Annotated in this window: 19 protein-coding genes and 2 other RNA genes; 16 read left to right on the forward strand and 5 right to left on the reverse strand. The window is 65.0% G+C overall.

All coding sequences use genetic code 11. The features are described 5' to 3' along the window. Window positions 1-109 precede the first annotated feature (109 nt). Window positions 110-186, reverse strand: a non-coding RNA gene (locus VC212_RS01720) — sX9 sRNA. A gap of 817 nt (window positions 187-1,003) precedes the next feature. On the opposite strand from VC212_RS01720, the gene VC212_RS01725 reads away from it, so the two are divergent. Further along, the gene (locus VC212_RS01725) at window positions 1,004-1,597 is read left to right on the forward strand and encodes a mechanosensitive ion channel family protein (protein ID WP_055845278.1); all 594 of its coding nucleotides are present in this window, start codon (window positions 1,004-1,006) and stop codon (window positions 1,595-1,597) included. 148 nt (window positions 1,598-1,745) lie between these two features. Here the strand turns inward: VC212_RS01725 and VC212_RS01730 are convergent, their stop codons facing one another. Continuing rightward, on the reverse strand, window positions 1,746-2,012 hold the full coding sequence (locus tag VC212_RS01730) for a DksA/TraR family C4-type zinc finger protein (RefSeq protein WP_055845280.1): 267 nt from the start codon (window positions 2,010-2,012) through the stop codon (window positions 1,746-1,748). Window positions 2,013-2,143: 131 nt separating this feature from the next. Here VC212_RS01730 and VC212_RS01735 point away from each other — a divergent pair, with 131 nt between their 5' ends. Then, entirely contained in the window at window positions 2,144-2,398 is a 255-nt protein-coding gene (locus tag VC212_RS01735) for a DUF2789 domain-containing protein (RefSeq protein ID WP_055845283.1), read from the forward strand. Between the two features lie 145 nt (window positions 2,399-2,543). Here VC212_RS01735 and VC212_RS01740 read toward each other — a convergent pair whose 3' ends face one another. Beyond that, entirely contained in the window at window positions 2,544-2,717 is a 174-nt protein-coding gene (locus VC212_RS01740; RefSeq protein ID WP_003489471.1) for a DUF1328 domain-containing protein, read from the reverse strand. A gap of 395 nt (window positions 2,718-3,112) precedes the next feature. Here VC212_RS01740 and VC212_RS01745 point away from each other — a divergent pair, with 395 nt between their 5' ends. The 3 genes from VC212_RS01745 (at window position 3,113) to VC212_RS01755 (ending at window position 6,189) form a co-directional block, all read left to right on the forward strand. Then, entirely contained in the window at window positions 3,113-3,640 is a 528-nt protein-coding gene (locus VC212_RS01745) for a M48 family metallopeptidase (protein WP_323514170.1), read from the forward strand. Window positions 3,641-3,675: 35 nt separating this feature from the next. Then, window positions 3,676-4,932 carry a 2OG-Fe(II) oxygenase gene (locus VC212_RS01750; RefSeq protein ID WP_323514172.1) on the forward strand — a complete coding sequence of 419 codons (1,257 nt, stop codon included), beginning with the start codon at window positions 3,676-3,678 and terminating at the stop codon, window positions 4,930-4,932. A gap of 156 nt (window positions 4,933-5,088) precedes the next feature. Continuing rightward, window positions 5,089-6,189 carry a Glu/Leu/Phe/Val dehydrogenase dimerization domain-containing protein gene (locus tag VC212_RS01755; RefSeq protein WP_055845291.1) on the forward strand — a complete coding sequence of 367 codons (1,101 nt, stop codon included), beginning with the start codon at window positions 5,089-5,091 and terminating at the stop codon, window positions 6,187-6,189. Window positions 6,190-6,290: 101 nt separating this feature from the next. Here VC212_RS01755 and VC212_RS01760 read toward each other — a convergent pair whose 3' ends face one another. Beyond that, window positions 6,291-9,131, reverse strand: coding sequence for a S8 family serine peptidase (locus VC212_RS01760; protein WP_323514174.1), 2,841 nt, complete (start codon window positions 9,129-9,131; stop codon window positions 6,291-6,293). Between the two features lie 159 nt (window positions 9,132-9,290). Between VC212_RS01760 and VC212_RS01765 the strand changes: the two genes are divergently transcribed. The 6 genes from VC212_RS01765 to VC212_RS01790 all read left to right on the forward strand — a co-directional run bounded on the left by VC212_RS01765 (window position 9,291) and on the right by VC212_RS01790 (window position 14,472). After that, window positions 9,291-10,466, forward strand: coding sequence for a thiolase family protein (locus VC212_RS01765; RefSeq protein ID WP_323514175.1), 1,176 nt, complete (start codon window positions 9,291-9,293; stop codon window positions 10,464-10,466). 123 nt (window positions 10,467-10,589) lie between these two features. Then, window positions 10,590-10,931 carry a hypothetical protein gene (locus VC212_RS01770; RefSeq protein ID WP_104614059.1) on the forward strand — a complete coding sequence of 114 codons (342 nt, stop codon included), beginning with the start codon at window positions 10,590-10,592 and terminating at the stop codon, window positions 10,929-10,931. A gap of 231 nt (window positions 10,932-11,162) precedes the next feature. After that, a complete protein-coding gene (locus VC212_RS01775) occupies window positions 11,163-11,489 on the forward strand; it encodes a hypothetical protein (RefSeq protein ID WP_039406588.1) in 327 nt (108 codons plus the stop codon). A gap of 241 nt (window positions 11,490-11,730) precedes the next feature. Continuing rightward, a complete protein-coding gene (locus tag VC212_RS01780) occupies window positions 11,731-13,452 on the forward strand; it encodes a diguanylate cyclase (RefSeq protein WP_055845303.1) in 1,722 nt (573 codons plus the stop codon). Between the two features lie 97 nt (window positions 13,453-13,549). Then, a complete protein-coding gene (locus tag VC212_RS01785; RefSeq protein ID WP_323514177.1) occupies window positions 13,550-14,110 on the forward strand; it encodes a polymer-forming cytoskeletal protein in 561 nt (186 codons plus the stop codon). Then, complete coding sequence (locus VC212_RS01790; protein WP_055845308.1) at window positions 14,107-14,472, forward strand: hypothetical protein; 366 nt, start codon at window positions 14,107-14,109, stop codon at window positions 14,470-14,472. The genes VC212_RS01785 and VC212_RS01790 overlap by 4 nt, the downstream gene beginning before the upstream one ends. A 160-nt stretch (window positions 14,473-14,632) precedes the next feature. On the opposite strand, the gene VC212_RS01795 is transcribed toward VC212_RS01790, so the two are convergent. Next, window positions 14,633-14,709: non-coding RNA, sX9 sRNA (locus VC212_RS01795), on the reverse strand. 96 nt (window positions 14,710-14,805) lie between these two features. Here VC212_RS01795 and VC212_RS01800 point away from each other — a divergent pair. Genes VC212_RS01800 through pdeM form a run of 5 tightly spaced genes read left to right on the forward strand, consistent with a single transcriptional unit; the run spans window position 14,806 to window position 20,779 of the window. Continuing rightward, entirely contained in the window at window positions 14,806-15,822 is a 1,017-nt protein-coding gene (locus VC212_RS01800; protein WP_323514178.1) for a ligase-associated DNA damage response exonuclease, read from the forward strand. Continuing rightward, on the forward strand, window positions 15,819-16,046 hold the full coding sequence (locus VC212_RS01805; protein WP_323514179.1) for a hypothetical protein: 228 nt from the start codon (window positions 15,819-15,821) through the stop codon (window positions 16,044-16,046). Before VC212_RS01800 ends, VC212_RS01805 begins: the two co-directional genes overlap by 4 nt. Continuing rightward, window positions 16,043-17,647, forward strand: coding sequence for an ATP-dependent DNA ligase (locus tag VC212_RS01810; protein ID WP_323514181.1), 1,605 nt, complete (start codon window positions 16,043-16,045; stop codon window positions 17,645-17,647). Before VC212_RS01805 ends, VC212_RS01810 begins: the two co-directional genes overlap by 4 nt. Continuing rightward, window positions 17,644-20,145 carry a ligase-associated DNA damage response DEXH box helicase gene (locus VC212_RS01815; protein WP_323514182.1) on the forward strand — a complete coding sequence of 834 codons (2,502 nt, stop codon included), beginning with the start codon at window positions 17,644-17,646 and terminating at the stop codon, window positions 20,143-20,145. The genes VC212_RS01810 and VC212_RS01815 overlap by 4 nt, the downstream gene beginning before the upstream one ends. Beyond that, a complete protein-coding gene (gene pdeM / locus VC212_RS01820) occupies window positions 20,135-20,779 on the forward strand; it encodes a ligase-associated DNA damage response endonuclease PdeM (protein ID WP_115561657.1) in 645 nt (214 codons plus the stop codon). The genes VC212_RS01815 and pdeM overlap by 11 nt, the downstream gene beginning before the upstream one ends. Window positions 20,780-20,820 lie beyond the last annotated feature (41 nt).

Here is a 20,820-nt window from a genome sequence, read left to right on the forward strand (position 1 = left end):
GTGCTGGCGGTGCGCATGGCTGGATCCGGGGCGAACAGCCGTCTCGCCACTGCAATCGCTGCAGTGCTCGCTAATCCTCAGCGCAGCAGCCGATCACCACTGCGAGAGCGGCCGACAAAGCGTGGCGAGCAGTCGTCAGGTGGTGCGCGGGCAACGCACTCAGAGCCGGGCTTACGAGTGGCACCTGCCGATTCCCGGCCACGGCCGCCTGCCGGTAAGCGCAGGACGCGCAGGACGCATATTCGCAGCTCTAAACCTTTTGGCCGGCCGCCGCATCCAAGGCTGCAATGGCGCACTCCCGCGCCGCATCGCCGCCCGCCGACGCCAACGCCAACGCGGCGTAGCGCCTGGTTTACGTTGGAGATCGTCATGCCACACCTGCTTGGACTGGCTCTGGCCTTGTGCACGCCCCACTGCCCCCAAGTGCAGCGACTGGACACAGTGCAGCTCAGGGTGACGCCTGCCCGAATCGATGTCCGCCTACTGCATGCCCCCTTGGCGCAGGCCTCCTGCATCGGTGCCAGTAGACCGGATCAGTGGGCACCGGTCCACGCGATTGCGCAGACCTGGCAGCGCTTGGCGGTCTTGGTCGCGGATGACGTGCGTATCGGCACTGAATGGCCACGATCGGATACAGCGAAGACGAGTTGGCTCCCAGCCAGCGCGCCTCCGCCATTGGCAGGACGCGATTGCCTCGAGGTTCGACCACTAACGCATCTGTAGAGCCGCTCGGCAAGCGTCGTACGACGCTGTCATGCCAGGCACTTGGTTAGGCGCGTCTGGCGTCGCCGCGGCCGTGAGCAGCGCTGCGTCGCAGGAATACCGTCGGTTTGGCCAGTCCGCACCCACCTCACCCACCTTAAAAAAACAGTACAAGCACTAGGTGTAGCAGCACCTGCTGCAGCCGGACGACTCAGACGCGCACGCACGTTCATCCCCTGCACCTGTCGCGTGCAGGTTGCGCCGTTACAATGGCAGTCCACCCCGCTTTTTGCCTGATCTGATGTCCGCGTCCGACCCCTTGCCCGCCATGATCCGCAGCCTGTTGCCTCACTGGAACCCGGAGTGGCTGGCAGTCGCAGTGCCAACGATCAAGATCGTGCTGATACTTGCCTTGGCGGGCCTGCTACGCCTGCTATTGCGGCAATTGCTGCGGCGCGTATGCACGCGCTACAACGTGCCCGCCGAGATGATGATCGGTATTCGTCGCGTTGGCAGTTTCATCATTTCGACCAGCGCGTTGCTGATGGTCTTGCACGTTGCCGGTGTCTCTAGCGAAACGCTATGGACGGCATTCACCGGCTTTGCTGCGGTTGGCGCGGTGGCGTTTTTCGCCGCATGGAGCGTGCTGTCCAATATCTTCTGCACCTTCCTGATCATCACCACACGTCCGTTTCGCCTGCACGATCACATCGAGCTGCTCGAAGGTGGCGACAAGCCCGGCCTGAAGGGACGGGTGATCGATATCAACGTGATCTACACGACATTGGAAGAAACCGGCGACCATGCGGGCAGCGTGTTGCAGGTCCCAAACAGCCTGTTCTTCCAGCGCACCACGCGTCGGTGGCGCGAAAGCAGCGGCTTCAACGCGAACTGAGCACGCATTGGCGTGGAGGGCATGCAGCCACCGTTCTTGCCGACCGCAAAGCTCCCGAACGTCAGCAGCGCTGCCGGAACAACGTGCTCTCGGCAACGCATGTTTGAGGTCAACAGGACACCCGCCGTTCGCGAGCGCGCCAACGCACTCAACGCAGTTGGCTGTCCTTGCTGCCGCGACGGTTGAATCCGCCTTGCGCGCCCTGTTCCAGGTCGTGCGCCTCCTGACAGTTCACGCACAACTGAACGCCAGGCACGGCCTTGCGTCGCGCTTCGGGAATCGGCGCATCGCAGGCTTCGCAATGGGTCAGGCTCGGCCCCTGGTGCAGCTGACTGCGCGCACGCTTGATCGCGTCTTCGACGGTGGCATCGATCTGGTCCTGCACTGCCCCATCACCCGCCCATCCGGTCGCCATGATCGTCTCACCCTTATCTGGTCAGGCTGGATAGATGGTCATTGGCGCAGGCAAATCCAAGCCGGCCGTGCACAGTGCCCTCAAACTGGGTGCTCTAACATTCAGGCATCCGCACCCACGAGGGATTTGCAATGGAACACCCTGTCCACCCGTTCTCCGAATTGTTCGCCCAACTTGGCTTGGCATCCGATGAGGCCAGCATTCGCACCTTCATCGCCGAACACTCGCCATTGCCGGGCGATATGCGCCTGGAAGAAGCGCCGTTCTGGACGCCCGCACAAGCGCAGCTGCTGCGTGAAGAACGTCTCGACGATGCCGACTGGATCGTGACCATCGACCAGCTCAATATCGCCCTGCATACGACCGCTGACGATACCGGCGTCTGACGCAGGCCCGCTCGATGCCTACGGTCGAGATCGCCTTCAGCGATCGCGCTGTACAACGCGCTGATAGAAAAAGAGCGGCCAATGGCCGCTCTTTTTTGCAGAAGTGCAGCTAACAGCGCAACACTGTCCAGCTGCACACTGCGCGTCAGGTCACCTTCTTGGCGATCGTCATGCCCAGCACAAACAGCACGATGGCGATGATGATGCCGGCCCAGAACAGGAACTTGGCAATTCCCATCGCAGCGCCTGCCATCCCGCCGAACCCGAGCGCACCGGCAATCAGTCCGATGATGGCGAAGATAATGGCCCACTTGATCATGTTGTTGTCTCCTAATCCGGCACGCTGCCGTTGTTCAATCGTGTGCTTGCGACACAGCGCCGCAAAACATGCGCTGCACGCTACCCATCCACATGTGCCGCATTCGTGAATACACCTGACACACGCTGCCACACGCAGACGGCGTTCAGCGCTACCGGCGCACATGTTTCCTGCAAAGACACTGCACGTTGACGGTTCGTCGACGTCACCAGGCAACTCGCGATCGATGCTGTTTTCAACACTGATCGAGTCGATAGCGACCACTCAGCAAACGAGCTGATCGCGCTCCACTGCATGAAACTGATGTCATTGACCGCAATCATCGGGAACCATCCGAATGCTCTGCAGCGCGCCTGCTCCTCACGGTTAAGATAGATTCGCCAGCATCGGCGATCATGCAGCTCTTGCAGCAGTCGATCGCCATGGACACTCTTCGCTATCTCACCGGTTACCCGCCCGCCGTCCTGGATCAGGTGCGCGAGCTGATCGCACAGGACAAGCTCGCCGCGGTCCTGGCGCGGCGCTATCCGGAGCGGCACAGCATTCGCACCGATCGCCATCTGTACGATTACGTCAAGGCGATGAAGGAGCGTTACATGCGCTCCTCGCCCACCTTGCACAAGGCGATTTACGACAACCACCTGCAGGTGGTGAAGCATGCGCTGGGCACGCACACGGCCATCTCGCGCGTGCACGGCGGCCGGCTCAAGGCCAGTCGCGAAATCCGGATTGCCTCGGTGTTTCGCGATGCGCCGGAGCCCTTCCTGCAGATGATCGTCGCCCACGAGCTGGCGCACTTGAAAGAGGCCGATCACAACAAGGCCTTCTATCAGCTGTGCAACCACATGACCCCGGACTACCACCAGCTCGAATTCGACCTGCGCCTGTATCTGACCCACCTGGCACTCGCAGCAGGCAGCTGATCGCGTTGTGCCGGGTCACGGATTAGGATGCAGCCATGCACGCCTCGTCCCTCGCGCAACTCACCCTCGCCGCACAAGGCCGACAGCCCGCGGCCATCAATGCGTTGGCGCAGGCGCTGGTGCGCGCTGGCGAGACGGAGCAAGCTCTCGCCTGGTACATCCGTGGCGCAGCCGCAGGCGATGCCACCGCCCAGATCGAAGCCGGTCGCATGCTGGCCTACGGCATCGGCGGCCCAGTGGATGTCGCTCAGGCCATCGCGCACTGGCAACATGCCGAACATAACGGCGTGGCTGCAGCGTCGTATCTGCTGGCGACGCTAGCTGTTGGCGAGGACCCTGGGCAGTTGGGAACACAAGCGCATGCGCGGTTGCACGCGGCTGCGACCGCACACTACCCGCCGGCGCTGCGTGCGCTAGCCATTCAATACGGTCGAATCGATCACCCGCATCAGCAACAACACTGTGTGCGCCTGCTGGAGCAGGCTGCATCGGCTGGCGACGTGCCAGCTGCGGTGCTGCTCGCCGAGCGCCTGCTGCGCGGCGAAGGCATTGCCGCCCAGCCCGACGCAGCCGAGCACCTGCTGCGGCAACTGCAGCCGCTGGGAGTCACGGCCCTCCCCGAAGTCCAGATCGCGCCTCCCGATCCGGTCGATGACAGCGCGCGCGAGCACATGCACTTCACCCCGCGCAGCGCACCGACGCGGCTCCACCAGTGTCCAACGATCGAAAGCCACTCCGCCGTGCTGTCCGCCGACGAGTGCCGGCTATTGATCCTGCTGGCACGCCCACATCTGCGCGCCTCCCAGGTGGTCGATCCGAATGATGCAAGCAGCCAGCGCACGCCGATCCGCACCAGCCGCGGCGCGACGCTGGACCCGATTCTGGAAGACTTCGCCGCCCGCGCTGCGCAGGCGAGGTTGGCCGCTTGTGCGCGGCTACCGCTGACGCATGCCGAGCCATTGTCGGTGCTGTGCTACGCACCAGGGGAGCACTATCGCGCGCATCGCGACTACCTGCCGGCCAGCAGAATCGCCGCTGATCGTCCCGCTGCCGGTAATCGCCTGCGCACGGCCTGTGTGTATCTCAACGCGGTCGAGGCAGGTGGCCAGACCGATTTCCCGCTCGCAGGTGTCTGCGTGCCGCCCTGCGCAGGGTCGGTGGTGTGTTTCGACAACCTGCACGCCGATGGCCGGCCCGATCCTGATTCGCTGCATGCCGGCCTGCCGGTCGCGGCCGGGAACAAGTGGCTGGCGACGCTGTGGTTCCGGCAGCGACGCTATCGGGATTGGTGAACAGGTTCATACACTGCGCCCCACTGACGTGGTTTAAAATGTTGCAGCGCGACGTGATCGGACAGGGTCTGCAGACGTCGTTTTTTTGTTTCCCCATTGCACGGGTGCATGCCCGGCGTCAGGGGAGGCACATCACGCAGCCCCGCGGAGCCTTCGATGCTTTTCGAAACCCTCGATACCACCGGTCACGAGCAGGTGATCTTCTGCCACAACCGCGACGCCGGCCTCAAAGCCATCATCGCCCTACATAGCACGCGGCTCGGGCCGGCCCTGGGCGGCGTGCGCATGCGCCCCTACCCCGATAGCGAAGCGGCGCTTACGGATGCGCTGCGGCTCAGCCGCACCATGACCTACAAGAACGCGTTGGCGGGGCTGAATGTCGGCGGCGGCAAAGCGGTGATCATCGGCGACCCCAAAACCGACAAGAGCGAGGTGCTGTTCCGCGCATTCGGCCGTTTTGTCGACACCCTGGGCGGGCGCTACATCACCTCCGAAGATGTCGGCACCGACGTCAACGACATGGAACAGATCTACCTGGAGAGCGAGTACGTCACCGGCGTGCATCAGGTGCATCGCGGCTCCGGCGACCCGGCGCCCTTCACCGCCTACGGTGCGTTGCAGGCGCTGATGGCCTCGCTCAATCGCAAGCTCGGCCACGAAGAGGTGGGCAAGGCGAGCATCGCGATCCAGGGCCTGGGCCATATCGGCATGGAACTGGTGAAATTGCTCAAGGAACGCGGCGCAAAGCTCTATGTGGCCGATCTGAATCAGGCGCTGGTGGATCGCGCAGTGGCCGAGTACGGCGCCGAAGCCGTGCGCCCGGACGAGATCCATCAGGTGCCGGCCGACGTATTTGCACCGTGCGCGCTGGAAGGTGCGATCAACGAAAACACCTTGCCGCAGCTCAAGGCCAAGATCATCTGCGGCACCGCCAACAATCAGCTCGCCAGCGCTGCGATCGGTGACGAGCTGCACAAGCGCGGCATTTTGTATGCGCCCGATTACGTGGTGAATGCCGGCGGGGTGATGAATGTGTCGCTGGAGATCGACGGCTACAACCGCGAACGCGCCATGCGCCTGATCCGCAGCATTTATCACAATCTGGAAAAGGTCTTCGACCTGTCCACGCAGTTGAACGTATCGCCGCAGCAGGCAGCCGACCAGATTGCCGAAACGCGCATCGAGGCCATCAGCAAACTCAAACTGCCGCTGGGCCGCACTGCACCGCGTTTTTTGCATAAATTGCGCGGCGAATAAGCACGCCAACAGGCGGGCCGCATTTAACGACACGTGCGATGACGCAACCGCGGCCGCACACACGACGCCCGGGCATTGCGCCCGGGCGTCATGCACACTGATCAGAAATCGGCGCTGTACTTCAGGCTCACCGCACGGTCGTCGCCGCGCTCGCCCACCCGCTGGTCGTAGCCGAAGCGTAGCTGGCTCTGCTGGCCCAACGGCGCCGAGGCCGCAATGCCGAACACGCCGCCCGAGCGCGCCGGCTGCATGCCGCGCAGCGGTGCCCATGCCTCCACACCGATGAAGCTGGCATCCAGCATCAATCCCTGGCTGCTCAACGCCTGCTGCCATTCGGCATAACCACCCAACTGCAGGCCGCGCCAGCGATAGGCCGAACGCATGCCGGCCAGCACTTGCGTGCTTGAGGACGTGCTTGCATCGGCACGCAAACCGAAACCATCGCCACCGCTTTCGCGGAACCCTTCGCTACGCAGACGCACGTAATCCAGGCCCATGTACGGCGTCAGCGACGCAGCTGCATGGCCCCAGCGATACCCGGTTTCCAGGTTGCCGCTGAGATAGCTGCCGCTGTAATCGCTGAAGGCACTGCTGCGGTCTTCGCCCAATTGCAGAGTGCGCTCGATCTGCCGGTTGACGTTACCGAAGCCCAGCTGGGCCAGTGTGTACGCCGATCCCAACGTGGTGCCCCAGTACAACTGCGCCTGCACCTGCCGATCGCGGCCGCGTGCGCCATCCAGATCGCCCAGGCTGTTGGAACGCGTTTCGCCGAAAGCAAAGCCGGTGACTGCACCAGACGCCAAGCGCAGATCGTTGCCCATCATCCAGCCGGAGGTAGCGAATCCTGCGGTGGTCACCCCACCCTCGCCCGGCCCGCCCAGTGCACGCTGCCATGTACCCAGCAGGCGCGGCTGTTGCGACAGACCATCGAAATGCGCGGCCAACGCGCGCCGGCCCAGATCGATGGTGTCGAAGGTCATCGCCGCAGACGCCGCATGCGCACGTCCGGACAGACTGCGCAGTGAATCCGCTGCGGTCTTGGCATCAGGTGATTGCTGCAACGCCGCCGCGGCACGAATGAAGTCGCCACTGATGCCGCCGCTGCCCTGCAGCTGCTGCGCGTCCACCTTCTGGAACGCCTGTTCGACGCGAATTGCCGACTCCATCGATGCCGTGCCGATTGCGCCCAGCGATGCGGCGACCGCCGTGACATCCATGCGCTGCAGCGACACGTACGCGTTGTTGGCGTCGTAGCTCAACGTGGCATTGAGAAAGGTGACTGCAGGCCCGCTACTGAGACTGGCAAACGTTCCCTGCAGACCGTTGGTTGCTTGTAGCACAGGATAGGTAGTGTTGTTGACCACATAATCCCGCCGCCCGAGCAACTGCAGGTCACCGTCGATCGTCGCTGTACCGCTCACGTTCAAGCGGTCGCCCACATTTAATGCCAAGCGTCCGAAGTCATCTTGGGTGTAGTTACCTCCGATTGCCAAAACCGCGCCACCGACCTGCAGCGTACTCCCGCGATTGGAGACCGTGCCGGCAATGCGTCCTGCTCCGATCAACGTTGCACCATTGAGGACGTCAACCCGCGCGCTCTGCAGACTGGCCGTTTGCAACGTGCCATCCAGCACCTGGGTATCGCCGGCAAACGTATTGTTGCTACTGCTGAGGATCAGCGTGCCGGATCCGCGCTTGGTTAATCCGCCGCTGCCAGTGATGTCGTTGGCCCAGGTCGAACGCAAGGTCGTGACCTCGACATCCACCGTCCCCCAATCGAACAGCGCCGGCCCCAGCACCGCCTTGCCCACGTTGAGCAGGCCGTAACCGAACGTCGGATCGACGCCAGGCGCGCCCAGATCGGTGGCTGTTCCCAGCAACGTCTGACGCACCAGATCGTTGTTGAAATACGGAAACGCCTGCCACACCAATGCCGCCGCACCCGATACCAGCGGCGCAGCGTAGGACGTACCGCTGCCATAGAAATAGCGGATGTTGCTGGCGGTTGCATCGGGATCGATAAACAGCGCCGTGCCCGGTGCCACCAGGCAATAACGCATCGCCACGCCGCATGCATTGGAGTACGACGCCAGCTGCGTGGGATTGGCGGTATCCAGCGCGCCAACCACTAGCCAGCCACGCTCCAGGTCTGCGGCCGGAAGCGTACCGTTCGGACCCAACTGACTGGGAAGCGCCGCCGTGTCGGACGGCTGCGCACGCGACTCGTTGCCCGAGGCAAATACCACCAGCCCATCGTTGCCGATGATGAAGGATCGATATTCCTGCGCGATCTGATTGGTGACCGTCGGGTCGTTCCAATACAGGCCGCCCCATGAGTTATTCATGATGCGCACGCCGGCGCTGATCAGATCGGCATGCACTGGGCCCAGACCGAGCGGCCCGTCGACTTCATTGCCTTGGCCACTGCCATCGTCCACCGGCGCGCGGTCGCTGATGATCCGCGCAGACACCAGGCCTGCACCCGGCGCAATGCCGCCTGGCCATTGCCCCACCGCACGCCCGGCCGCCAGTTCGGCGACAGCCGTGCCATGCCCGAGCACATCGCCCACTGCGACATTGCTGGTGCGCGGGTCGACATAGAGGAAGCTGTCGCTCACCCGCCCCTGCAAGGCCGGATGATTGGTATTGATACCGCTATCGATGATGCCGATGCGATAGCCCGCGCCAGTGAACCCCAGCGCCTGCGCTGCACGTGCATTGGTCAACGCCAGATGTGCGTCGATTGCCGGTTGCGGTGCAGTGACCGGCGGTGGAGGCGGCGGCGGTGAGGTGGGCGGCGGCGGAGGTGGTGGCGAGGTCGGTGGCGGTGCAGTCGGCGTGGTCGGACGAATACCGCCTCCACCACCGCCGCCGCCACACGCGGTCAACGCCACAGCTAACGCCGAGGCCAGGACAGTCCTGGCGACGTTTCTCTTCTTCATTCAAGTGTTCTCCCCGAACCCATTCCATGGATTGGGCCCCATCCCGGACCCTAGTCTCATCATATACGGCATCGCTTGGGGTCTGCAGCCGCACGTCAGCTTGCTGGCGCGAATCGGCCATGAGGCAGATAATCGTTTCACTTTAAACGGTATCCCCTTATGTCCGACATCGTCATCGTTGCTGCCAAACGCACTGCCATCGGCTCGTTTCTCGGTCAATTCAACGGGGTGCCGGCGCCGACGCTCGCCGCTGCCGCCATCGAAGGCGCGCTGGCGCAATCGGGAATCGCACCGGCCGACGTATCCGAGGTCATCGTTGGCTGCGTGTTGCCGGCCAACCTCGGCCAGGCCCCGGCGCGTCAGGCGGCCATCGCTGCAGGCATCCCGACATCCACCGGCGCCACCACCATCAACAAGGTGTGCGGCTCGGGCATGAAGGCGATCATGTTCGGACACGACCTGATCAAGGCCGGTTCGGCCAGCATCGTGGTGGCTGGCGGCATGGAGTCGATGAGCAATGCCCCGCACCTGCTGCCGAACTCGCGCACCGGCAATCGCTATGGCAGTTTCCAGGCGGTGGATCACATGGCATGGGATGGCTTGACCAATCCCTACGATGGTCAGGCGATGGGCGTGTTCGGCGAAGCCACCGCAGAAAAGTTTGGTTTCAGCCGCGCCGATCAGGATGCTTTCGCCATCGCCTCGGTCGAGCGCGCGCAGGCCGCGCAGCGCAGTGGCGCGTTCGCCGATGAAATCGTTCCGGTGACCGTGGTCACGCGCAAGGGCGAGATTGTTGTCGACAGCGATGAGCAGCCGGGCAAATCCGACGTTGCCAAGATCCCGACCCTGAAGCCGGCCTTCAAGAAAGACGGCACCGTGACGGCGGCAAGTTCGTCGAGCATTTCCGACGGTGCGGCAATCACGGTGCTCATGAGCGCCGACGATGCGCAGCGCCGTGGCGTGACGCCGCTGGCGCGCATCGTCGGCCACGTCACCCATTCGCAGGACCCGGAATGGTTCACCACCGCGCCGGTGGCGGCGATCCAGTCGCTGGTCGACAAGATCGGCTGGACGCTGGACGCGGTCGACCTGTTCGAAATCAACGAAGCCTTCGCCGTCGTGGCGATGACACCGATCAAGGAACTGGGCATCGTGCATGCCAAGGTCAACGTGCATGGCGGTGCCTGTGCGTTGGGTCATCCGATCGGCGCGTCTGGTGCAAGGCTGGTAGTGACATTGGTGAATGCGTTGCGCACGCGCGGCGGCAAGCGCGGAATCGCAACGCTGTGCATCGGCGGCGGCGAAGCGACCGCCATTGCTATCGAATTGATTTAATTGCCATTAACAGCGATTTTGCAAAGCTGAATGGGCGCGCGCTTGACACTCGTCTTCGGGCCGTCATCATGTCTGGGGCGCGCAATAGCGCGTTGCCTAATCTAATCGACGAGGATTGAAACAATGACCATCAACAAGCTGCTGATCGCAATGGCTCTGGGCCTGGCCCTGACCGCTTGCTCGAAGCCGGAACAGGCTCAGGACGCTGCTGCTTCGGCTAACGAAGCTGCAACCGACGCTCAGACCGCTGCTGACCAGGCTGCTGCCTCGGGCTCGCAGTCGGCTGACGCCGCTCAGGCTGCTGCCAACACCGCCGCTGCTTCGGCCGACACCGCTGCTGACGCTGCCCAGGCTGCTTCCGGCGCCGCGACCGACGCTGCTGCCGACCAGGCTGCTGACGCTGCCAAGACGGCTGAAAACACCGCCGAAGCTGCTAAGGACACCGCCGAAGAAGCCAAGAAGTAATCACTTCTTAGCTCCAAGCGAGTTCGGAAAAAGCCGCTGGTTTCCAGCGGCTTTTTCTTTGCCTGCGCGGCAGGCGCGACCGCCGGTTTGCACGGTGGCGCGGCTGCTCCGTTGGCCACTCCAGTCCGTATGCTGCCCGTGAGCTGAATGCGCGATCGCGTGTTGACGCGGACTGCATCGGCGCCTGCATAAGCTCCGCGTTCCAACACCGGAACAGGAACAGGACTACCCATGAAGACGATCCGCATGCTGTCGTTGAGTGCCATCGCCGCACTCACTCTCGCCGCCTGCCAGGGCCCTGATGCCGAGCAGGCGCGTCGCGATGCCGCGTCCGCTGCCAAACACGCTGCCGCTGCCACCGAGCAGGCCGCCGACCGCGCTGCGGTACAGGCCAAGGCCGCCACGGCCGATGCGCGCGTGGCCGCACGCGACCTGGCTGCAGACGCCAGCCGCGCGACCGCAAATGCTGCCGACGCCACCGCCGACAAGACCCGCGAGATGGCCAACAAGGCCGAGCAGAACGCCGACAAGCACGACGCCGAGCATCCGCAGCACTAAGCACACCGAAAACCGCGCTGCGCTCACCGACAGGTGGGCGCAGCCTGCCGCAAGAGTGGCGTTTTCTCATGCACACGAGTGCCAGCGCAGCGCCAGCCAGCCGACTGCAGCCTGCAAGCAATGTCAGCTGCTATGAACCGCTCACACTGCTGCGTCTATGCGCACACAATTTCGTGCCGATGCACACGTCTTGCATCGAGATTGATCTCGTGTTGTCGAGCTTGGCAGGCTAGCATTCGGCATGCCCACCTCTTTTACATCGCGGCGCCGCAATCAGCTGGCGCTGGCCTTCTCTGCGCTGATCTTTATCGTCATCGGCATCGGCATCTTTGTCGGCGCGCGCCGCTCGCTGGCCGATGCGGCGTTGGTCTCGCATACGCATGAAGTGATCGGGCGGGTCGACGAGATCCAGGCGCGCTTGCTGGATGCCGAATCGGCGCAGCGCGGTTTCCTGCTCACCGGCAATGAGGCCTACTTGCTGGATTACCAGACCAGCGTGGAGCGTCTGCCGATTTTGCTGTCCAATCTGCGTAGGCTGATTGTCGACAACCCCGCGCAAGAGCAGCATCTGGATCAACTGCAAACCCTGGTGGAGACGCGGCTGCGGCAAATCCAGCACACGCTGGATGTCTATGCACAGGGCGGCCTGGAACCGGCACGCGCAGGCATCCGGCAGAGCGCGTTCCGCACCACCAGTGCCATCCGCGAGCAGGCGCTGACGATGGTGCAACGCGAGCAGGAGCTGCTGGCACAGCGCGCGGAAAGCAGCCGGCAAAGTGCCACTTTGTTGCTAACGCTGGCCCTGGCCGGCATTCCGTTCGGGCTGCTGGTGGTCGGCGGTGTCTATGCGCTGCTGATGCGCGAACTGCGGCATCGCGCGCAGGCCGAACGCCTTGCCGCAAACGCCAATCGCGAGCTGGGCGACAGTGTCGGCGCGTTACAACGCAGTACCGCCGATCTCAATCTGCTCAGCCGCTATACCGGCCTGCTGCAAAGCTGCATCAGTGCCGAAGAAGCATTGGTGGTGACCAGCCGCACCCTGGCCAGCCTGCTACCGGGCATTGCCGGAAGCGTGTACCTGCTGCGCGCCTCGCAGGATCGCGCCGAGGCGATCAGCCACTGGGGCGAGCCACTGGTGCAGAGCGCGCCGCATCTCTTGCCGGAAGAATGCTGGGCATTACGCCGCGGCCAGCCGCACATCATCGAGGACCTCGCGCGGGATGCGCTGTGCGCGCATATCGACGTGCCGGACACTCAGACACCGATCACCACCGCATGCCTGCCGATGTCGGCGCAGGGCACACAGCTCGGCTTTCTGTTCTTGTCGTCACCCGGTCCTGGGCCGATGCCGCGCCTGGAAATCGCCGAGGCGGCCGCCGAGCAGTTGTCGTTGGCGTTGAGCAATCTGCGCCTGCGCGAGTCGCTGCGTCGCCAATCGATCCGCGACGCGCTGACCGGGCTGTACAACCGCCGCTATCTGGAAGAATCGCTGAGTCACGAACTGGCGCGTTGCGCGCGGCGCGGCCTGCCGTTGTCGGTGCTGATGCTGGACGTGGACCACTTCAAGCAATTCAACGATAGCCAGGGGCATGCCGGCGGCGATCTGCTGCTGGCAGCGGTCGGCGAGCTGTTGCTGACCCGGTTGCGTGCCGAAGACGTGGCCTGCCGCTATGGCGGCGAAGAATTCACCGTGATCCTGCCCGAGGCCGATAGCGAGGAAGCCATGCGCGTGGCCGAGCAGATCCGCGGCCATATCGCGGCGCTGGCAGTCAGCGATGGCCAGCGTGCGTTGCCGCGCGTGACCGCCTCGATCGGCGTGGCCAGCTTTCCGGTCGATGGCGAGCTCGGCGCAGGTCTGATCCAGAAAGCCGACGCAGCGCTGTACGCAGCCAAGCATCGCGGGCGCAACCGGGTCGAGCGTCATGGTGCCGCACAGCCGCGCGGGACTGACGCGGAGGCGTGAGCAGGCACGGCGTCGATGTCGGATTGCGCGCTCTGTCACACAAAAGATCGATTGACGCAGCGATAGTCGGCCTTGACCCCCGAAGCGAGGCAATCCGATGTCGATGTGGCGCGATCAAGGTCCCAACAAGAAAGACGGCGCTCCCGCAGCGCCGGATGCTCCTGCCGCCGATGGGCGGCTGTTCAACGCCGACGCCAGCCCTGCCCCGCCGGTGCCGGCCGCCGCCGCTGCGCCCAGCGTCGTCCCCACCGCCGCGCCGCCGCAACGCCAGAGCGAGGCCAAGGAATCGCTGATCGCCGCCGACATCAGCATCGAAGGCAAGATCGAAGGCGCCGGCCACGTACGCCTGGCCGGCCGCTTCAAAGGCGATGTCAACGTCAAGGGCGATCTGACCATCGAACGCGGCGCCAAGCTCAATGGCGGCGTGCGCGCCAACAAGGTCATCATCGCCGGCGAGCTGGAAGGCAATATCGAATCGGCGGCACAGGTGGAGCTGCAGACCTCCGGCGTGCTGGTCGGCGACGTCAAGGCCGGTAGCCTCACCGTGGCTTCGGGCGCCCGCATGCGCGGCCAGGCCGACTTCGGCTGGGGCGAGGACACCGGCAAACCGACCGCCACGCCCAAGCCGGTGGTGAGCGGAGACAGCGACGCCACATGAGTGCACCCCGCCCGGGCACGCCCGGAGCCACGCGCAGCTGCCCGCATTGCAAGGCGACGATTCTGGAAAGCGCCATCATTTGCCCTGCCTGCAAGCATCATTTGCGCTTCGACTCGGCGGCTGCGCAACACGCGCAGCCGGCGCCGATCGTGCCATTGAAGGTCGACGGCACCATCCGTCATCCCGCCGACGGCGATCCGTGGGAATACACCGTGGTGGTGGTGGTGCGTAACGGCAAGGGTGAGGAGATCCGCCGCCACGTGGTCGATGTGGGCGCGATGCATGGCGGCGAAGAACGCGGATTTACCCTGGCGGTGGAAGCTAGCGCGGTGCGTGGATCGGGACGACGGACGCGGCATTAGCGCGCTGGGTGCGGCATCGCCGCTGTGGAATCAGACTGGCGCAGCTTTCGCAACAGCAGTGACGCTGAGGACAACGGCGTCCATCGCAAAGCCGCGTATCGCTTTGCCGTTGCGCGCCGACGCAGGCTGACTATCGGCATCGCACTCCAAAGCTTGGAGCGGCTAACACCACCTAGCGAGCAATCGTCAGGCGAGTGTAGACGGCGCGCTCAGCACCGGAGCGTACGCGCGCTACATGGTGACTCGGCGCATCCGCTGCGCCCGCATGGTCGCGCCGATACGCGCCATTCCCATTCTCAGGATCTGCACACCGGCTTGGCCAGAGTTGCGGGCATGCGCAACGGTAACGACACGAACACACACGGCGATCTGGTGGTGCTTGGCCCCGAGGGGCTGTATTGCCCGCGGGGCGACTTTCATATCGATCCCTGGCGGCCGGTGCCGCGTGCGGTGATCACACACGGCCACGGCGATCACGCGCGTGGCGGCATGGGCGAATACCACTGCACGCGCGACAGTCTGCCGATCCTGCAATGGCGGCTGGGCGAGCAGGTCTATCACACGCATGCCGATGGCGAAGCGTTTACGTTGGGACGCGCGCGTGTTTCGCTGCATCCGGCCGGACATGTACTGGGCTCGGCGCAGGTGCGTATCGAAGTGGATGGCGAGGTCTGGGTGGCATCCGGCGATTACAAGCGCCAGCACGACCCCACCTGCACGCCGTTCGAAGTGGTGCCGTGCGACACCTTCATCACCGAAGCGACCTTTGGGCTGCCGGTGTATCGCTGGCCGGAAACATCTGAGGTAGCGGCCGATATCGTCGCCTGGCGGCGCGAATGCGCCGAACGCGGCGAGGCCGCCATCTTGTATTGCTACGCCTTAGGCAAGGCGCAGCGTGTGCTGGCCGAATTGCGTGCCTGGGACACCCAGCCTGCGCTGTTGCACGGTGCGATTGCAGCCGGAGTGGAGGTGTATCGCCAGGCCGGCATCGCGATGCTGGACACCCAACCGGTGAGCGAGCATGCGCGCGGCGCCGACTATGCCGGCCAACTGGTGCTGGCACCGCCGTCGGCGGCAGGCAGCCCCTGGATCCGCCGCTTCCGGCATGCGCAACAGGGATTCGCATCGGGCTGGATGCGCATTCGCGGCAATCGGCGTCGGCGCAATTACGACCGCGGCTTTGTAGTGTCCGATCATGCCGACTGGCCGGATCTGCTGCGCACCATCGAAGACACCGGTGCGCGCCGGGTGATCGCCACCCATGGCAATACCGATGCGTTGATCCAGCACCTGCGCGAGCGCGGCGTTGCGGCGGAAGCCTTCCGCACCGATTTTGGAGCCGAGGAATGAACCCGCTCCCCGCCTGCAGTGATGCACGCGCGCGTCTGCGCTGGAGCGGCGCGCTGGCGTTTGGCCGGCACGCATTGGTATGTCGCGTGCATCGCAGCGCGCCGGCCGCGTCAATCGGCCCACTCCGCCTGCTGCGCCGTGTGCGCATGTCAGGCGCATGCACTCGCCGTGCGCCGGAGCTGCGCGCTGCAACTCCCGACACAACGACCCAGGCGCGGCCGTGAAGCGTTTTGCCGCGTTGTACCGCACCCTCGACCGCAGCACCGGCACGCTCGACAAGCGCGCTGCGCTGGTGGCGTATTTTCGTGAAGCGCCAGCGCTGGATGCGGCCTGGGCGCTGTATCTGCTGGCCGGCGGCAAGGTCGCCGGCGCACGCATGCGCATCGCCAGCAGCGGCGAGCTGCGCGAGTGGATCACCGACACCGCCGGCATTGCCGATTGGTTGGTCGCCGACAGCTACGACCATGTCGGCGATCTGGCCGAAACGCTGGCGTTGTTGCTGGACGACCCGATCACCGAAGCGCCCGATCTGCCGCTGGCGGAATGGATCGAACAGCGCTTGCTACCGGTCGCCAACCAGGACGTTGCGCTGCGCAAGGCATGCATCGTGCAGGCCTGGCGCAGCCTGGCCTTCGATGAGCGGCTGGTGTTCAACAAACTGTTGACCGGCGCATTGCGCGTGGGCGTTTCGCAGCGGCTGGTGCAACAAGCGCTGGCCGAACTATCGGGCGTGGACATCGCACGCATCGCCCAGCGCATGCTCGGTAGTTGGCGACCGCACCCGACCTATCTTGCCGATCTGCTCACCAGCGAAGAACTGCCGGGCGATCGTCAGCAGCCCTACCCGTTCTTTCTCGCCTCGCCGCTCGAAGCCGAGGTCGACACACTGGGCGCCATCGACGACTGGCTGCTGGAATGGAAATGGGACGGCATCCGCCTGCAGCTGATTCGGCGCGCCGGCGAAGCGGCGCTGTGGTCGCGCGGCGAAGAACGCCTGGATGGCCGTTTCCCGGAAATCGAACATGCCGCGCTGCAGTTGCCCGACGGCACGGTTATCGACGGCGAGCTGCTGGCCTGGCAACCCGAGCAGCCGTTACCGATGCCGTTCACCGCCCTGCAAACGCGCATCCAGCGGCTCAAGCCCGGTCCCAAGACATTGGCGGCCGCGCCTGCGCGCGTGGTGGCCTACGACCTGCTCGAACTGGACGGCATGGATCTGCGCGAGCGCCCCTTGCACGAGCGGCGTGCGCTGCTGGAGGACGTGCTCACCGCGCTCGACGATCCGCGCATCGTCGCCTCGCCACGGGTGCAAGCCGGCGATTGGCACGCCGCCGCACAGCTGCGCGTACAAGCACGCGAACGCGGCGTGGAAGGGCTGATGCTCAAGCGCGCCAACTCGGTGTATCAGGCCGGCCGCCGACGGGGCGATTGGTGGAAATGGAAGATCGACCCGCTCACCATCGATGCGGTGCTGCTGTATGCGCAGGCCGGCCATGGCCGCCGCAGCACGCTGTATACCGACTACACCTTCGGGCTGTGGCACGAGGGGCAACTGGTGCCGATCGCCAAGGCGTATTCGGGGCTGGACGACAAGGAGATTTTGCAACTGGACCGCTGGATTCGCGCCAACACCACCGAGCGTTTCGGTCCGGTGCGCGCGGTCAGCCCGCAGCATGTATTCGAGCTGGGTTTTGAAGCGGTCAACCGCAGTGCGCGGCACAAATCCGGCATTGCGGTACGGTTTCCGCGCATCCTGCGCTGGCGGCACGACAAGCCGTTTGCCGAGGCCGATCACCTGAGCACTCTGCAGGCATTGGCGCGGTGACGGCGACGCAGCAGGCACGCGGCACGCCATTGCAGCAGTGGCGCGACTGGTTCGCACAGCGCGGCTGGGCGCCGTTGCCGTTTCAACGCGATGTATGGAAGCGCTATCTCGCTGGCGAATCCGGGTTGCTGCATACGCCGACCGGGAGCGGCAAGACGCTGGCAGCATTCGGCGGCCCATTACTGGACGCCCTGGCCGCGCGTGGCTGCACGCTGCCGGTCACATCGGCCAAGCCTGCCGCTGCCGCACGCCGACAGCAACAACGCAACTTGCAGGTGCTGTGGATCACGCCCTTGCGTGCGCTGGCCGCCGACACCGCACGCGCACTGCGCGAACCGGTGGACGCGCTGGGACTGGATTGGCAGGTGGGTTTGCGCACCGGCGATGCCAGCGCACGCGACAAGCGGCTGGCGCGCAGCGGCAAGCTCGATGTACTGGTCACCACCCCCGAATCGCTGGCCTTGTTGCTGTCGTATCCGGACACCGCACCGCAGCTATCCGCGCTGCGCTGCGTGATCGTCGACGAGTGGCACGAACTGCTCGGCAACAAGCGCGGCGTGCTGCTGCAGCTGTGTCTGGCGCGCCTGCGCGGTTGGGCGCCTGCGCTGCGCATCTGGGGCCTGTCGGCCACGCTGGGCAATCTGGCGCAGGCACGCGATGTGCTGCTGCCGCATCGCCCCGATGCGGCGCTGGTGTCGGGAGTCAAACCGCGCGCCATGACGCTGGAGACGCTGTTACCCAACAGCGGCGAACGCTTTCCGTGGGCCGGCCATCTGGGCCTGGCACAGTTGGCGCGCGTGCTGCAAAAAGTCATGCAGCAGCGCACCAGCCTGGTCTTCACCAATACGCGCGCACAGGCCGAGTTGTGGCACCAAGCGTTGAGCGCGGTATGGCCGGACGATCTCGCCACGCTTGCGCTGCATCATGGCTCGCTGGACCCCAGCCTGCGCGCCGCCGCCGAACAGGGGCTGCGCGACGGCAGCCTGCGTTGCGTGGTCGCCACCTCCAGTCTGGATCTGGGCGTGGATTTCCCGGCGGTGGATCAGGTGCTGCAAGTCGGCAGCCCCAAGGGCATCGCGCGCCTGCTGCAACGCGCCGGCCGCGCGCGGCACCGCCCCGGCGAATCCGGGCATGTGGTGTGCGTGCCCTCGCACGCCTTGGAACTGGTCGAATACGCCGCGGCACGTCGCGCAATCGCGCACGGCCATATCGAAGCGCGGCCGCCACCGCGTTTATCGCTGGATGTGCTGGCCCAGCACTGCGTCACCCTCGCATTGGGCGGCGGCTTCGATGCCGCTGCGTTGTTCGAGGAAGTGCGCGGCACCGATGCCTTCGCTGCGCTGGACACACCCACCTGGAACGCGGTGCTCGACTTCATCGTGCAAGGCGGCAGCGCATTGGCGCATTACCCGGATTTCCACAAGGTGGTGCACGACGAGGACGGCGTGTATCGCGTCACCGATCGCCGCGTTGCGCTGCGCCATCGTTTGTCCATCGGCACCATCACCAGCGATGGCAGCGTGCGCGTGCAGTTCCTGCGCGGCGGCCGACTCGGTGCGGTGGAAGAACAATTCGTCGGCCGCCTGCGCCGCGGCGATCGCTTTCAATTTGCCGGGCGTTTGCTGGAACTGGTGCGTCTGGAAGACATGACCGCCTACGTGCGCGTGGCCAAGGGCGGCAGCGGTGTGGTGCCCAAATGGATGGGCGGACGCATGCCGTTGTCGTCGGCATTGGGCCGCGAAGTGGAAGCGCTGTTCGCCGCGCCCGGCGATGCGCCTGAAATGCAGGCGCTGGCCCCGCTGCTGCACTTGCAGGCATCGCTCTCGGCGCTGCCTGGCCCGGACCATCTGCTGGTGGAAAGCATCAAGGCGCGTGATGGCCGGCACGTGTTTGTGTATCCATTCGCCGGACGGCAGGTCAACGAAGGGCTGGCCGCGCTGCTGGCCGCGCGCTGGGGACGACGTCAGCGCAATACCTTCAGCTTCGCTGCCAACGACTACGGCTTTGTGCTCTCGCCCGCGCAGGATGTGGAGATCGACGCCGACGTGCTGCGCGCCTTGCTGTCGCCGGCAGGGTTGTTGGACGATCTGCGCGACAGTCTCAACCTGGGCGAGCTGGCACGCCGGCAGTTCCGCGAAATCGCGCGCGTGGCCGGGTTGCTGTCGCCGTCCCTGCCCGGCCGTGCGCCACGCAGCCTGCGCCAGCTGCAGGCCTCCAGCGGACTGCTCTACGACGTGTTGCAGCGTTTCGACCCGGAGCATCTGTTGCTGGCCCAGGCCGAGCGCGAAGTCTTTGAAGGCCAACTCGAACTGGCACGCCTGGCGCATGCATTGGAGGACTGCGCACGCCGCGACCTCCGCCTGTGCACGCCACGCAGCCTCACCCCGTTGTCGTTCCCGCTGTGGGCCGAACGCATGCGTGGTCAATTGAGTACCGAGGACTGGAAGGCGCGTGTGTTGCGCGCCGCAGAGCAACTGGAGCGCAAGCATGGGCGATAGCGTGCAGCTGCAGTTGGCCGGCGAAACGGTGGAACTGCTCGGCGAACGTGCGTTGTATCGACCCGCGCAGCGGGCCTTGCTGATCGCCGATCTGCATCTGGGCAAGGCCGACGTGTTCCGACGCGCCGGTATCGGCCTGCCCGCAGGTGGCACCGCGCACGATCTCGAGCGCCTCGATGCACTGCTCGCGCAGCGCCAGGTCGAGGCATTGTGGATACTCGGCGACCTGCTGCATGGTCCTGCGCCGCGCGCAGCCTGGCATCGCCGTTGGAGCGCATGGCGCGAGCAGCATGCCGACCTGCGCGTGATTGCCATCCGCGGCAACCACGACCGCGCCGTGGCCGGTGCCGATCTGCAGATCGAAGCGGCCGGCGAACAGGTCGAAGACGGGCCGTTCGTACTGCGCCACGACCCGTTGCCGCATCACACCGGCCACGTGCTGTGCGGGCATCTGCATCCATTGGCGGCACTGCCGGGCCTGTCGCGGCGTTGGCCGGCATTCTGGTTGCGCGACCGCGTCACCATCCTGCCGGCGTTCTCGCATTTCACCGCGGGCGTGGTGCCGACACTGCTCGAAGGCGAGCGTCTGGTGGCCTGTGTGGAAGGCGATGCGGTGGCCTTGCCGGTGCGTTAGCCACTGCGCCGCTGGGAACAGTCAACAAAAGGACTGCGCAC

It is taken from the genome of Xanthomonas sp. WHRI 8932A (assembly GCF_035012785.1).
GTDB lineage: Bacteria > Pseudomonadota > Gammaproteobacteria > Xanthomonadales > Xanthomonadaceae > Xanthomonas.